Raw genomic sequence first — 14,478 nt, forward strand, 5'->3', positions numbered from 1 at the left:
GAAACCGAGAAATGCACCACCGAGACGTATGCGTATATACACCTCGAATGGGCGTGCCGTTAGACAGTGACTTCAACCGCTGTCTGGTGATTCACACGCCCAAACGGTTAGTTGATCTGTTCGTCGTCACTTCCGACCTTCTTGGCGTGTCGAGCCCTGATGCGCGGGTTGAACACGCGGTCCATCCCCTGTGCGAAGAGGATCAGCCCGAACGAGAGAACGACGACCGCAGCCATCGGCCAGAAGATCTGGTAGAAGTTACTCAGGTTGACCAGCGCGTGGGCCTCCGAGTACGCGGTGTCCATCATGATCCCCCAGTTCGCGGCCGTGAACGGGAGGACACCGAGGAAGTACAGCGCGACCGAGCCGAACACGACCTGGCGGCCCGCGTTGGCGAAGTTGATGAGGATGTACGGCATCAACTGCGGCGAGATGTCCCGGGCGAGGATCGTTCGCGAGGACAGCCCCATCGTCCGGGACGCCTCGACGTAGGACTCCTCGCGGAGGGTCAGGACCTGCGATCGGAGCGCGCGCGCCAGTCCGGGCCAGGCGTCGATCGCCAGGACGACGCCGACGAGCCACGCCTGCCGTGGCGACCAGATCGCCACGAGAACGATGAGCAGCGGAAGGCCGGGCATTGTCATGACGATGTCCGTGACGAACATGAGGAACTCGTCCGTCCTGCCGCCTTTGTAGCCGGCCGTGATCCCGAAGATCGCGGCGAGACCAACGGAGACGATCGCCCCGGCGATCACCATCTCGAGCATGTCCGGCGTCGCGTGGACGAGGTTCCGACCGATCGGCGTCCCGTAGTTGTCGGCGCCGAGCGGGTACTGGATGTCGATTCCGGGAACGGAGATCGGACCCAGCGACAGCTGGTGAGCGCTCCCGATGTCGATCCAGCCGCCCTCCGTCCAGAAGGCGGCGACGCCGCCGTCGAACGGCTGGAGGTTGTTCGGCGCCTGGTTCGTCGCCGGCGAGGTCACCAGACGCGGCCCGAGCGTTCCGAAGAAGACGAACAGGGCGACGACGGAGATCCCGATCCGCGTTCGCCAGTCGTTCCAGGCGACCCGCCCCGGCGCGAGGAGGTACGCGTCCAGGATCCGCCCGAGGCGCTCCCGTCTCGAGAGGGTGACGGCGTCGGCCTCGGAGAGGCTACCGAACAGTTGTTCATCGCTGAGCTGTTCATCCGTCTCCAGTCCTGATTCGTTAGTATGACTCACTGTGATCACCCGAACCGATCCGTGGATCGACGAGTCCGTACGTGAATTCGGCGATGAGGATGCCGATGAGCGTAACGATCGTGAAGAAGAGGAACGATCCCATTAACAGCGGATAGTCCCGTCGCATGACTGCATCGTAGGTGTACCAGCCGACGCCCGGATACGTGAAGATAAACTCGAGGAGGACGCTGCTCGAGAACACTGCAGCGATACCGATCATCATCTGGGTGTACAGCGGCAGGATCGCATTGCGCGCGACGTAGCGGGTTGCGATCCGCGTCGAACTAATGCCACGAAGCCGCGCCACACGGAGGTAATCCTCTCCGAGGATGCGGATGGAGTTCCCTCGCATCGAGAGGGCGCCGCCGCCGAATCCGACGATGAAACTCGACATGATCGGCAGGACGGCGTGGTAGGAGATGCTCGCCATGAATCGGACGTTCAGGCCGGTCTGGAGGTCCGTGTTGTACCGGCCGCCGGTCGGGAAGAGCCCGAGCTCGTAACCGAAAAACGCCAGGAAGAGGATCGCGCCGACGTAGTACGGCACCGAGTTCAGGAACGTCGCGAGGAGGGTCGTGTAGTTGTCGAAGCGCGATCCCTCCTTGTAGGCCATCGCCGCCCCGAGGAGGATATTCGTCGTGTATCCGAGCGCCAGTCCGTAGACGCTGATGAACACCGACCACGGCATCGCCGTGAACAGGATGTCGAATACGGGCTCGTTGTAGAAGTACGAGTGGCCGAAGTCCTGGTAGAGGATGATATCCTGCAGGTACTCGCCGTACTGGACGTACCACGGTTGTTCCGGGTCGAACCCGGTGTGCTGTTCAACCATCGCGTCGAGCACTTCAGGGTCAGCTGTCCCGCCGCCGGCCTCCATATCCGCCTCGAACTGTGCACGCATCGCCTGAGCGGGGTTGCCCGGCATGAGCCGAAAGAGCGCGAACGTGATCGTCGCCACGGAGACAAGTGTAACGACTGCGTGGGCCGCTCGCTTGATAAAGTATCTCATCTACAGTGGTATGGTGTCTCGTTCCAATGTTAATATATTTTACCCTGTGACGAAATTTCACGATCGGAATCACCAGCGACAGCGCCAGAGGAGGCCGCCGCTCAGCGCCGCGAGGACGGACAATCCCGCGACGTTCATGAGCGCGACGACGAACGTCTCTGAGCCCGAGTCGGCGGCGACGAGCCAGATGATCATGAGTCCGAGCAGACCGACCGAGAACGTAAACAGCATCCGCCACGCGCTCTCGTAGTCACAGAGGTGATCGAGGTAGGTCTTGTTGTACTTACTGCCCATCTATCCTCGAGGTTTCGTCGCGATAGCAAAAACCTTCGGACGGTTCAGTCGGCTTCAGCCTCGTCGAGCGAGATGGAGTCGCCACCGATCGATTCGCTGTCCCAGTACTCGTGGTCGTCGTCCTCGCGGAAGCAGGCGACGCGCGACGCTCCCTCGGTGTCTTTCAGGTCGGGCGCCTCCCGCGTACAGACCTCGCGGGCCTCGGGGCACCGCGTCTGGAACGGACAGCCGCTCGGCGGATCCGTCGGGTCGGGGATGTCGATCTCTCGGATCGGCGGCTCGGTGGCGTTCGCCTCCTGAGCCTCGTCGGGATCGAGCGGCGGCGTCGCCCACCGGAGCACCTTGGTGTAGGGGTGTTTCGGGTCGTGAATGATCTCCTGTGCCGGACCGATCTCGACGAGGTTACCCAGGTACATGATGCCGATCCGCCCGTCGGACTTCTCGGTGAGATAGCGCGCGTTCGAGAAGTCGTGGGAGATGAACAGGTACGACGTGTCGAACATCTCCTGGAGTTCGAGCATCAAGTCCATCATCTCCACCCGCAGCGAGACATCGAGCGCGCTCACCGCCTCGTCGGCGAGAATGAGGTCAGGACTCATCAGCAGCGCGCGCACGAGGACGACGCGCTGTTGCTCGCCGCCGCTGAGCTGGTGCGGGAACCGCGCCGCGTAGTCCTCAGGCGGCTTCATGCCGACACGCTCGAGCAGGTTGTAGATCACCGTCTCCCGGTCGCTTGGGCCGAGGTCAGGTCGCCACCGCTTCAGCGGCGCCGAGAGGCTCGCACGGACTGTCCGGGAGGAGTTCAGCGAACTCCCCGGATCCTGGTGGACGATCTGGAGCGCGCGCCGGATCTCCTCGAACTCGCGGTCGCCGCGTCCGGCCTTCGCTTCCCAGACATCCTGGTCGCGGTAGCTGACGGTGCCGTCCGTCGGCTTCTGGAGTCCGATCGCGGTCTTGCCGAGGGTCGTCTTCCCGCAGCCGGACTCGCCAACGAGGGCGACGACCTCGTTCTCCCGCAGGTCGAGCGAGACGTCGTCGACCGCGCGAACGACGCTCTCCTTGCCGAACAGCTCGTCGATGAGCCCCGCCTGTTCGAAGTGAACCTCGACATCGTCCATCGAGACGACCGTCTCCTCGCTGGATTCGAACGCCGCGGCCGATTCCACGGGATCGTCCGGGTCGACGCCGAGCGTGTACCCGATCTCGTCGCTCGCCTGTTCCCAGTGGAAGCAGGCGGCCCCTCGCTCGTCGTCGACCTCGTGGTAGTCCGGATCAGTCTGGCGACACTCCGCGGTCGCGAGCGGACAGCGGGGATGGTACGAACAGCCGCTCGGTGCCTCGACGGGATCAGGGCTCTCTCCCTCGATCGGGTGCATGTCCTCGAGCGACGCGTCGACGCTCGGAACCGACTTCAACAGCGCCCGCGTGTAGGGATGGGCAGCGTCGCGGATGACCCGTTCGCTCGGGCCGTACTCGACGAACTCGAAGGCGTACATGACGGCCAGCCGATCGGCCAGCCCGGCGACGAGCGGCAGGTCGTGGGTGATGAAGACAATCGTCAGGTCGTACTCCTCCTGGAGGTTCCCGAGGAGGCTCATGATCGACCGCTGCATGAGCAGGTCGAGTGCGGCGGTCGGTTCGTCCATCACAAGTACCTTCGGCTCGAGGATCAGACTCAGGGCGATGAGCGTCCGCTGTTTCATCCCGCCGGAGAGTTCGTGCGGGTAGGAGTCGAGAACCCGTTCGGGGTCGAGGTAGAGGTCTCCGAGCAACTGACGTCCGTGTTCCATCCGTTCCTCGAGGTTCTTCCCGTGGGCCCTGATCGTCTCCTCGAAGTGCTCCCGGATCTTCATGGTCGGGTTGAACGAACTCATCGCCCCCTGGAACACCATCGAGATCTCCTCCCAGCGGAACTGCTCGAGCTGGTCTTCGCTCAGCGAGAGTACGTTGACCGGGTCCCCGTCGGGCGGGTGGTAAATGACCTCACCGGAGGTCTGGCCGGGATCAACGACAGCGTTGAGCAACGCCGACGCGAACATTGACTTGCCGCTCCCGCTCTCGCCGACGATACCGAGCATCTCGTCGCGGTGGACGTCGAAGCTTACGCCGTCGAGAACGCGAGAGGTCCCCCGGTCCATGTCGAAGGTCACGTCCACGTCACGCACCTCGAGAATGACGTCCTGCGAGCTACTCCCGTCGCGCGTGGTCTTGAGCTCTGTTTCGGTTCGCGTCATGGTTCAGCTACTGGCCGTCGCGCTCCTCTCATGTCTTGACTCTTCGGCAGAGTGGCACATCGGTAGTCTCTGAGTGATGGTTTGTCACAACACACATATTAATCTTTGTGACGATCTGTCTCCACTGGTTACCCGAGTCTGATACTACCGTACAAACATTTATATTGAATCTTACAGAACGTAGAGCAGACACAATGGTAACCACTTCGAAGAGCGAGTCATCTAGAACAGACGAACCGCTCTACAGGCTTCTCAAGGTCCTTCGAGGCTCACTCCTGCTGTCGACCATCGCGATCGGTGTTGGTCTGCTGCTCATCGGTGCCGTCTTTGAACTTCCCGTTCAGTTCACTAGCCAAGACGGCGTCATCGCAGGTATGCTGGGTGTATTCGGGGTCTCGTCGATCGTTTCGGCGGGGTCAGTGTACCTGGCCCTGTGGCGGATTCGCCGGGACTGATTTGAGTTCCATGCGGATACGAGCAGCTGGACCTGTACCGCGGCGTGTACCAAAGCGTGAAGTGCGGCCACGTCTCGTCGAAGTCAATCCAATTTGAACATGCAAATTCAAGAAAAATATTTAACCTATGAATGTGTTGGTAGTTCCGTATGCCAAACAGTGACGGACACGGCACCGTGGACTCTGCTGAAGAGTTCCTGACGCGGCGGCGGATGCTCGCCGCAAGTTCGGCGATGGTCGCGGGGGGGCTCGCTGGCTGTATGGGTGGTGAAACGGACGACAGCGAGACAAACGGGATCGCCTCGTGGCAGCCGACAATCCCGGATGAAATTAACTTCAATTCCTGGGCGACGGGATATCCGTGGTCGCAGTCGTGGATGCTCCTCGAGCCCGTTCAGCGGTTTTACGCTGACGGTTCGATGACGCTTGAGCAGATCAGTGACTGGGAGTATAATCCGAATGAACAGGCGGTAACCGTGGAGTTCGAAGATGGGTGGTACTGGTGGAATGGTGATCAGATTACCGCCGAGGACAAGTACTGGTATGAGGAATGTGCCCGGCTTTTCCAAGGAGACGGCAGCGATATCGAGGAACTCATCCTTGAGGACGAGATGACGCTGACTCGGGTGTACAAGGAGCCCCAGAATCCAGAGTTGGTTCAGTACCAGTTAGGTGGCTACCTCGGCGAGATGCAACGCGTCCACCGTGACAAGTTCAAGCCGTGGGCAGAAAAACTACAGGACGCAGCGGATCAGGACGAACGGCTAGAGATTCAAGAGGAGATGGCTGAGGAAATGCCCCTGCACATCTCGACAGTTATGGACGAAGGGCTCGGGAACGGACCCTTCGAGATTGTCGACTACGATACGGAGGGGATTTACTGCGAACTGTTCGAAGACCACCCCTACGCCGACCAGATTGAGATCGACGAGTTCGAGTTTGTTCTCGCACAGGACGACGCTCTCGCACAGCGAATTCAGGGTAGCGACGTCGATTTCGGTTTCGGGCTGCTCCAGCAGTGGGTCGGCGAGGGGACGGCACCCGACCACATGGACAACATCACCGTCTACAACGACACGTTCATGCGGAAACTCGAGTTCTTTGGGCAGGGTCCGGGAGCCGAACATCTTCAACAACTTGAGGTTCGACGAGCGATCACGCATGCCCTGAATTTCGAGCACATCTCGACGAATTACAATACCGAGAGCGTCCCACGAGAGGCTCAGACCGGGCTCCCGTCGGCGGTAACCGAGAACTGGCTCGATGAGAGCTACGTTGCAGACTATATCAACTATCCGGCTCAGAGCGACGAGGAATCTGCAAATGAACTAATGGAACAGGCAGGATACGAACTTCAGGGTGATGAGTGGGTCGACGAGGACGGCGATGTCGTCTCATTGCAGCTTGTCATTCCGGACTTCCGGACGAACCTTGGTCGAACAATCTCCGATCAGCTCATTAACTTTGGCTTTGAAATCGATCTCAATGTCCTCGAGTCGGCGACATACAACGATCGGACGTCGGACAACGTCGACTTCGACATGACGATCGAGAATCACGGCGGACAGATCGCGCACCCGTTCTACTACTTCCGGCACAATCATTCGGCGAGCAACGAACTTGGCGAAACCGTCGACATCGAACAGGCACTTGATGCCGGAGAGACAAGATCACCGTACAACGGTCGTGAGATCGTCGTCGAGGTGCCGACGGAGGTCGGTCAGGAGGACCTTTCCGGATCGACCGAAGAAGTCAACCTCTTCGAACTCGACCAAGAGTGGCGAGTGGTCGAGGACGAACAGCGCAGCCAAGAAATCGCTGAGACGTTCTCGTGGTACTGGAACTTCCACCTGCCCGGAGTCAACCTCGTCGAGGTGCAGACCGGAACCTTCGGCAACACTCAGGACTTCGATTATAACACGGATACCAATGACTGGCAGGCGTACCGCGGCGCGTACCGTGGCCTGAAGCGTGGTCATATCTCTCCATCGGGTGAATAGCGAGCCTGTAGTAATCCGTCGCCGCCGCTGACACGCTATCGTCACGATTTGCAGTCGGTAGATATCACCGGTTGACACTCTTATTAGTATTCGAACCAGTTAATAGCTATATGGATATTGCCTGCATCGGCGCCGGAACCATGGGCCAGCGCCTGCTCGAACAGTTTGACCGTCACGATGACGTTCGTATCGCCGCGATCTGCGATCTCGATGAGGAGTCCGCTCGCGAAGCAGCGGAGCAGCATGACGCGGCAGTGTATACGGATCACGAGAGACTCTATCGAAACGAATCGCTCGACGCCGTTGTCTTGGCGATCCCCTCGTTTGCGCATACTAATCAGGCAATCGACGCCGCTAGGCGAGAACTCGATCTATTCATCGAGAAGCCGGTTGCGCGGACGACTGAGAAAGCCACAAAAGTTTCCACTGTAATCGAAAAACACGGCGTCATCTCCCAGTCTGGATACCTGTCTCGATACTCTAGTCTGGTCGACCGCGCTGAAGAATTGATCAGTGATCGAACGATAAGTCTCATCGAGGGTCGATACTGGGGTGGTGTTCCTGCCCACAAATGGGGCCGGCAGAAGGAAAAGTCCGGCGGCAGCAATGTCCAACTAACGACACATATCTTCGATTTAATTCGTTACTTCGGCGGCGATGTCCGGACAGTAGCTGCATTTGGTGGGTCGCGCGTTGGCGTTGAATCAATTGATTTCGAGGACGTGAACTCGACCACGATGAAACATGAGAACGATATAGTCAGCCACGTCTCGACGAACTGCGTAACACCGGTCGGTCGAAAACTCGAACTAGCCGGCGACGGATTCTATCTCGAACTCGATTTCACTCACAGAACGCTTACCGGAACAGTCGACGACGAGCATTTCGAGTATGAGTCCGACGACTCGAATGAGGCGCTTCGTCGAGAGGTAGACGCGTTCGTGGCTGCTGTCGCCGATCGGAACGAATCGTACATCAAAAGCGACTACGCGGACGCTGCGAAGACGCTCGAGCTAACGCTGGCCGCAAACGAAGCGATCAAAACCGGCGAACCGGTCTCGCTATCGTAGGTTCGTACGCGAATTGTCGCCTTCTCGTTTCGATGCCCTCCCTATACGAATTCCACTCTCTGAGAGCGAAAGGCCCTTTCTACTTTCTCATACTTGTTTGGTGATGTTAAACAGCGGTAATACTCGAGTCGGGCTTCTCCATATTTGAGCAGATTCTTTTTCAATAACTACCCGAATATATTTTATAGAATGTTAACTATAGTCGATGTACTGTGAGCAATCAACAGGCTGAACCAGAAAATTGCATTCAAATTGTTGTGAATCTTAATAGATTCTATATAGTAAGTATATAAATTCTTCTTTGATTCCCTTGATCGTCTATCGACACTATTGAATAGAATTCCGTTAAAATCTGATCGCAATACTAGTAACTGATTCGTTAAATTACGAGCGTACTCATGTAAACATCTGCTCCTATCACACTAGCTAGTTATATATAACTTTCCAAATAATTCTACCTATAACTATGTTTGATAAAGTTAAACGAAAGGCACTGTCTAGCTGAGCCCATTTGAGAAGTGAGCATGTCATTAAATTTGTTGGATCAAATGCTCACAGACCTGCCCAGCGAGAGCTACGACGGGGATTTAGAAGAATGTTGGGAGAACGAACGAGGTCGTGTTTAGTTAAGGCTGAAGGATGAGGTGGGATGATTTTCAGTTGGTTCATGGCAGAGATCACCCGCCTCAGTGGTTGTAGCGACTGGAACGAATTAGATTTTGTGGAACGAGAGCAGACACCGCGTCAGCTGATAGAGCTGGGTATTCGACTCCACCTCCGCTAATTACCTCTTTCGAATACTATCAATTAAATTTAGAACTTCGATGTCGATCGATCGCGAAAAGCTGTTCACGACTGGGTGCAGAAGGCCGATCTACAGCCTGCCAGCGGTGTGAGTCCGGATCATGCCGCGCTCGACGAGACGGTGATCCGAATCAATGGTCAGCAGTTCTGGCTGTACGCGGCCGTCAATCCTCATTCGACGAATTCTTGCACGTATGACTCTTTACGACTAGGACGACGGCACTGGCATAACAGTTCCTTCGAGAGTTTCGTGAGAAACATGACGTTGCTGACGCCGTGTTCTCGTTGATCACGCCCAGCATCTAGCGATTGCACTACAACGAGCAGAGCTCCGATTTCGTTCCGTTCAACACGGAAATCGAAATGCTATCGAACGTATTTTTATAGAGACAAAACATCGAACTTCCTCGCTCAGCAATAGCTTTAGTCCTGTCGAGCCGACGACCTCCGAAACGTGGCTCCAATCCTTTGCCATCTGGTGGAATTCGCTTAACTAAACACGATAATCCGACTGCGGTCAACGTCGTGCATTACCCGCAGCGCATGCCTCGAGAGCAATACGCTTCAATGACTGGATTGGTAACCGGTACGAAGAACCTTCTCGAGAGCTTGCTTGTGATCTGTACGAATATCCTCCGTAATTCCCTGTTCTTTGAACAACTAGATCGCGTTCGTGAGAAGATTGGTTATCGTAATATTTCCAGCAAGGAGCAGTAACACGCAGAATCCAATTTTCTTCTCTGGACAGATCTTCCGTGTTCGCTGCAAGTGTGATATGATCATCGCCACTACCCCCTTGGCGTTCTGCGAGTAACTTCATAAAATACCGCCCCATCTCCTGTTGAGACTATTGCCGTTCCCGTTGTACCTGTTAGTTTTCAGTTACCCACTCTACGCTAGGTTGGTACTCCCGTATCGATCCCGGTTGAAAACACTCGTCGACGAATCCCCGAAGCCGATTGTGTTCCGATGGATCCGTCGTGATCATCGTCTTCAAGCCCACGAGTTCATTCGTGGGAGGAAGCGTGTCAGTTTGAAACGACCTCGAAACGTACTACTACGTGCCGAGGTCGAGGAAAGGGTACGTACCTGAGAGAGGAGATGAAGTCCGCTATCTCGACCAGGGGTCGTACTGACCCGACCCAGAACACGGGTCGCTCTTGGACACGGATAGAGCGGACCCGCGAACGTCTCCGCTCGTGGGTCCCCCGTCCGTAACGGGAATCCCACGACTCCAGTCATGGGAGGAGATCAGACGAGAGTTACACTGTTTTGATTTCCAATACTACCCTCTCAACTCCTGATCGGCGTACAGTCTTATGACCACTGACGTCTAATCAAATAATGTAATACGCTATGTCCGACCGAACTGCGCTTCCTATAGTCTCGCCACCCGACTGTCAACAGTCTCTCGGCTCAACAACTATCGCAGGAATAGTACTTGCTGCAGGTACTAGTTCTCGGTTTGGTGACGAAAACAAACTACTTGCCGAGATCAATGGAAAGACAGTTCTTGTACAGTCTATACAAAATCTTATTGAATCGAAAGTTGACATAGTATACGTGGTTACTGGAAATGAGCACCATCGGGTACAAGATGCTATTGGCCATCTTGATGTTCAGACTATCACTAATGAGGCATATGGGCAAGGCCAAGCAACATCAATTAGAACAGGGGTTAGAGCTGTCCGTCAACATACCTCTATTGATGCTGTTTTAATTTCTCTCGGTGATATGCCGTTTATTACCTCCTCGACAATCAACCATCTTATAGCGACTTATCAGTCAGATGCTGCTGGAATCATCGTAGCTGGTTATCAGGGACGCCGAGGCAACCCAGTTCTTTTTGACACATCATATCTTGAGTCGCTAGCGTCGGTCTCTGGAGACACTGGTGCTCGCCATTTTATTCTAGAAAGCAATGATGCTGTTCTCGTCGAAACCGAAGACCCGGGTGTCATTCAGGATATTAACACTTCTGATGATTTGAAATAGGAGAGCATACTAATTATAAGTGTATATACTATTTCTCATCCTTAGTATCAACGTCTCAAACTCCATTCCGATATCTCTACTGATTGGATGATTGCACGGTGTACTCTATGTATCTATAGTAGTTAGAAATAGTTGCTCATTTTTGGTGTGGAGAGTTGATCGAGAGCTGTATCAATCGCTGTCGTCAGCTCGTCAAGCGAATCAAAGAAGCGGTTGCTAAGAGACGCTTGAAGCTGTCTCCAGCATTCCTCGACAGGATTCAACTCCGGCGAATACGACGGCAACGTCACGAAGGCGAGGTCGTCATGGTCCGCAAGGTCCGTGACGGCCGACGCCTGAAAATACGGCGCTCCATCGAGGACAATGATCAAGTCTTCTTCAAATTCTTTGCATGATGCTAAAATGAAATGTTTTGCGTGCTCGGCCGTGACGTACTCGGTGAATCGAGAGAAAAAGCGATCACCGTCTTCGGTGATCGCGCCGAGCAAACACGTCCAATCGCGTTGCCCGGAGAATTCGACGGAGGGCCGCGTACCGCGCGGGTACCACGCGGCACGCGGCTCGACCTGCACGGATTTCTTGGTTTGGTCGATGCAGACTATTGTGGCGTCCATCTCCGCTCGCTTTTTTTGATCTCGTCGCGGAACGCTTCTTGATCGTCTTCGCCAGCTTCGGCGGCTGTACGGCGCGGTTTTTGATAGCTGAGTCCAGCTTCTTTCAACAACCGCCGACAACTCGGATAAGAATACTCGACGCCGTAGGTTTCTTCGAGAAACTCCTGAACGAGCGCCGGCGTCCACGCCGGTGCGTCGATCCCGGCTTCCTCGGGCGGTTCGTGAACGGTTTGCTCGAATTCTTCTTGCTGTGATTCTGAGAGCTTTCGTTTTCTTCCGGATCGATGAGCATCAGAGACGGCTTGCTCAAGTGGTTCGTCCGTATCAAGTCGTATCAGCCAGCTATAGATCGTTCTTCGCCCGGTATCGTGCCACTCGGCAAGTTCGGTCTGCGTGACGCCGTTCTTGTACGCAATCGCGGCTAACAACCGCTGTGTCGGCTTGTTTCCCTCAACATTGTTGAGGGCGTCTTGAAGTTCTTCGACGGAAATTTCGTCGAGATGGTCCATTACATACGGCAACACCTTCCGAGCTGAAAGTTCTAACGACTACTATAGTCTCGACTTGTTTAGCTTGAAACGTCACTTACCATGGTCGAGATATAGAATCAACAAGAATCTGTTTTAGACCTTGTATAGCGTCTGACGATCAACTTCCTCGGTAAGTTGTGTAACCTCCTGGCGACAACAGAAGTGGAACATGGTAATGTTCATCGACGTCATCGATAATGAATCGAACAGGGACTGTATCTAAGAACGATGATTCCGACTCCGATTGACGATAGTAAGCCCCGACCTCGAACAGGAGTTGGTACGTACCGGTTTCCATTTCATCTTCAGTCAAGAGTGGCTCATCGAGCCGTCCGTCATGATTGGTTGTTCCCTGGCTAACTGTTTCTGCATTTCCCGAATCGTCTAATCGTTGAAGTGTCACGTCGACACCGGACGCAGGGCCTTCACGGCTGGTATCAAGGACATGTGTAGTCAACTCTGCACTCATTGTTCCTTCAGGTCGCTATGATCCATTGAGAATTGTTGATAGCCAGTTGGCCGGGGTGGTTCTCTGAATACCCTTGCATCACCTTCTAGGTCATCACGCACCTCAATCCACGTTCGGTTATTTGCCTCAAAACTAACGGACTCGAGTTCTGGATATCGCTCCAAGACTCGAAGGCCGATCTGGTAGATGAGATCTTGAATTGAGTTTGAGTCAACCTCATGGAATACTACTTGAGCTATATCTCGAACCTGCTCAGCTGGAACATATCGCTGTGGTTCTTCCCCCAGCGCGTCTTTCGGCTCGTCGTAGGTCCAGAAAATATCGAGTGAGATGTAGAGCGCACGATCTTCCCGTTCTGGGAGCGTTGTATACTCATCTTGGACGTAACCCGTGAACGAGTTATCTTTAACTTTGATGAGTTCGATCCCTGTAACGCCGCTTGTCTGCTCTTTGACCTCAATCCGGTCGTCATCCCGTTCAAGGTATATCTCTCCGAATGCCGATTCGTCATCTGAGACCCGGAAAACGAGGTCACTTGGCTCAAACCCGTCCTCTCCGGGAACGAGCCGCTCGTCGAACGGATACTCAGTCGCCGACATTTTAACTGCCTCAACGTGTGAGTACGTGTCCAAAAATTCTTTTCCGACGAAATGGAGGAAGCCCTCTGCTGTCGCTCCCTCGTACTCTCCTGCCTGATGAAGGACAAAGTTCTTCATCGAGTCTGTCGCGACTACTTTGCTGTTATCTGCTTCGCTGAAGGATGGCAGAAATTCCTCACCCTCGAACTGGACACGAACTTCTAGTCCGAAGAGTATGTTATCCCGCCCGTCGAAAGACGATTCCGGAATAGTACGAACGCCTTCCAGTGGATTGGCGTAGGTTCGGTAGACTGCAACCTTTTCTTTCCCGTAGTTCATTGTTCGTCGGTCAGTACTCCGAGTGTCGGTATCGGTTTCGTTGCTATCGCTCATGTGTGGTATCTCGATATCTCAGTGTTCGCCATTGTATTCGAATGGTTGGTTCTTCTCAACTGTATTGTTCCTCATTCGATGCTACTAGCTCTTCGAGTCGAAGTTTTGCGATGATGTTGACTTCGTCTAAGGCGGTCTGGAACTCCTCGGATTTAGAGTGATCAATCCGTTCTTCCATGGCGTTCTGGATCGTATCAACTGATTCTTCTCTTACCGCCATGATAAACGAGAATCCAAATCTGTCTCGGTAGGTTGTATTCAGTTGTTGGAACCTCTCGTACTGTTCAAGAGTCAGCTGATCAAGTCCGGCAGAAGCTTGTTCTTCTTCGGACTCATCGGTCATTTCAGTACGTTCTCCGAGGTCAGGGTGGGCTCGTAATAGGTCTAGCTGCTTCTTCTGTGATGAATTTCGAACGGCATCCGCCATGGTCTGCCGTAAGTCTTCGGTAGAAGAAAACGGCTGCTCCGACCAGGCTCGCTCAGCTACCCAGGGAGATTCTTCGTATATGCCACCAAGAATGTCAACAAATCGCCCTTTATCGGCTTGGTTGAGATCTTCGACCGTGAGTCTCGTCATCGCATCTCAAATATAGACTACTCTTCACTTAAAACTTTCTTTGGGCAGTATCCGTTGGAAGCTACGCACAATATTCCTACATTCTACCAGCCTATCTTAATCACTATCCGTCATGGCATTCTGTGGTATCACTTTGGTCCGCTCGTACTATTTTTTGTGGAACAGATGGATGTGGTTTCTGAGTGCTCTTAAGGATCTATTCTTCCGATAACTTCAAAAGAAGGCGTGATTTA

12 protein-coding genes and 2 pseudogenes are annotated in these 14,478 nt (G+C 54.6%); 5 read left to right on the forward strand and 9 right to left on the reverse strand.

Annotated elements, in window-relative coordinates; translation table 11 throughout:
- Positions 1-107: 107 nt before the first annotated feature.
- From GWG54_RS09820 to GWG54_RS09835, 4 genes are all read right to left on the reverse strand, one after another.
- Entirely contained in the window at positions 108-1,223 is a 1,116-nt protein-coding gene (locus GWG54_RS09820) for an ABC transporter permease (RefSeq protein ID WP_167937594.1), read from the reverse strand.
- A complete protein-coding gene (locus tag GWG54_RS09825; protein WP_167937595.1) occupies positions 1,210-2,232 on the reverse strand; it encodes an ABC transporter permease in 1,023 nt (340 codons plus the stop codon). The genes GWG54_RS09820 and GWG54_RS09825 overlap by 14 nt, the downstream gene beginning before the upstream one ends.
- 69 nt (positions 2,233-2,301) lie before the next feature.
- Entirely contained in the window at positions 2,302-2,526 is a 225-nt protein-coding gene (locus GWG54_RS09830) for a hypothetical protein (RefSeq protein WP_167937596.1), read from the reverse strand.
- Between the two features lie 44 nt (positions 2,527-2,570).
- The gene (locus GWG54_RS09835) at positions 2,571-4,760 is read right to left on the reverse strand and encodes an ABC transporter ATP-binding protein (RefSeq protein WP_167937597.1); all 2,190 of its coding nucleotides are present in this window, start codon (positions 4,758-4,760) and stop codon (positions 2,571-2,573) included.
- 194 nt (positions 4,761-4,954) lie between these two features.
- Between GWG54_RS09835 and GWG54_RS09840 the strand changes: the two genes are divergently transcribed.
- The 4 genes and pseudogenes from GWG54_RS09840 (at position 4,955) to GWG54_RS09855 (ending at position 9,586) form a co-directional block, all read left to right on the forward strand.
- Positions 4,955-5,215, forward strand: a complete 261-nt coding sequence (locus GWG54_RS09840) for a hypothetical protein (RefSeq protein ID WP_167937598.1) — start codon at positions 4,955-4,957, stop codon at positions 5,213-5,215.
- Positions 5,216-5,364: 149 nt separating this feature from the next.
- The gene (locus GWG54_RS09845; RefSeq protein ID WP_209438376.1) at positions 5,365-7,215 is read left to right on the forward strand and encodes an ABC transporter substrate-binding protein; all 1,851 of its coding nucleotides are present in this window, start codon (positions 5,365-5,367) and stop codon (positions 7,213-7,215) included.
- A gap of 110 nt (positions 7,216-7,325) precedes the next feature.
- Positions 7,326-8,285 (forward strand): Gfo/Idh/MocA family protein, encoded by a 960-nt coding sequence (locus tag GWG54_RS09850; protein ID WP_167937599.1) that lies wholly within the window; start codon positions 7,326-7,328, stop codon positions 8,283-8,285.
- A 667-nt stretch (positions 8,286-8,952) separates the two neighbouring features.
- Positions 8,953-9,586 (forward strand): annotated as a pseudogene (locus tag GWG54_RS09855) (IS6 family transposase).
- Between the two features lie 53 nt (positions 9,587-9,639).
- Here the strand turns inward: GWG54_RS09855 and GWG54_RS21345 are convergent.
- Positions 9,640-10,086 (reverse strand): annotated as a pseudogene (locus GWG54_RS21345) (cytochrome P450); the annotation flags it as partial.
- A 359-nt stretch (positions 10,087-10,445) separates the two neighbouring features.
- Between GWG54_RS21345 and GWG54_RS09860 the strand changes: the two are divergent.
- A complete protein-coding gene (locus GWG54_RS09860) occupies positions 10,446-11,084 on the forward strand; it encodes an NTP transferase domain-containing protein (protein ID WP_167937600.1) in 639 nt (212 codons plus the stop codon).
- A gap of 122 nt (positions 11,085-11,206) precedes the next feature.
- On the opposite strand, the gene GWG54_RS21350 is transcribed toward GWG54_RS09860, so the two are convergent.
- From GWG54_RS21350 to uraD, 4 genes are all read right to left on the reverse strand, one after another.
- Positions 11,207-12,207, reverse strand: a protein-coding gene (locus GWG54_RS21350) for an IS630 family transposase (protein WP_167937601.1) whose coding sequence is annotated in 2 segments (ribosomal slippage) — positions 11,207-11,715 and positions 11,715-12,207 — 1,002 coding nt in all. Because the reading frame shifts where the segments join, the coding sequence is not laid out codon by codon here.
- Between the two features lie 139 nt (positions 12,208-12,346).
- Positions 12,347-12,697: a hydroxyisourate hydrolase gene (gene uraH / locus GWG54_RS09870; RefSeq protein WP_167937602.1), complete on the reverse strand. Its 351-nt coding sequence runs from the start codon at positions 12,695-12,697 to the stop codon at positions 12,347-12,349.
- On the reverse strand, positions 12,694-13,668 hold the full coding sequence (gene pucL / locus GWG54_RS09875) for a factor-independent urate hydroxylase (RefSeq protein WP_167937603.1): 975 nt from the start codon (positions 13,666-13,668) through the stop codon (positions 12,694-12,696). Before pucL ends, uraH begins: the two co-directional genes overlap by 4 nt.
- 55 nt (positions 13,669-13,723) lie before the next feature.
- Positions 13,724-14,245: a 2-oxo-4-hydroxy-4-carboxy-5-ureidoimidazoline decarboxylase gene (gene uraD, locus GWG54_RS09880; protein WP_167937604.1), complete on the reverse strand. Its 522-nt coding sequence runs from the start codon at positions 14,243-14,245 to the stop codon at positions 13,724-13,726.
- Positions 14,246-14,478 lie beyond the last annotated feature (233 nt).

The sequence above is a fragment of the Natronococcus sp. JC468 genome, from assembly GCF_012163165.1.
Classification (GTDB): Archaea; Halobacteriota; Halobacteria; order Halobacteriales; family Natrialbaceae; genus Natronococcus; species Natronococcus jeotgali.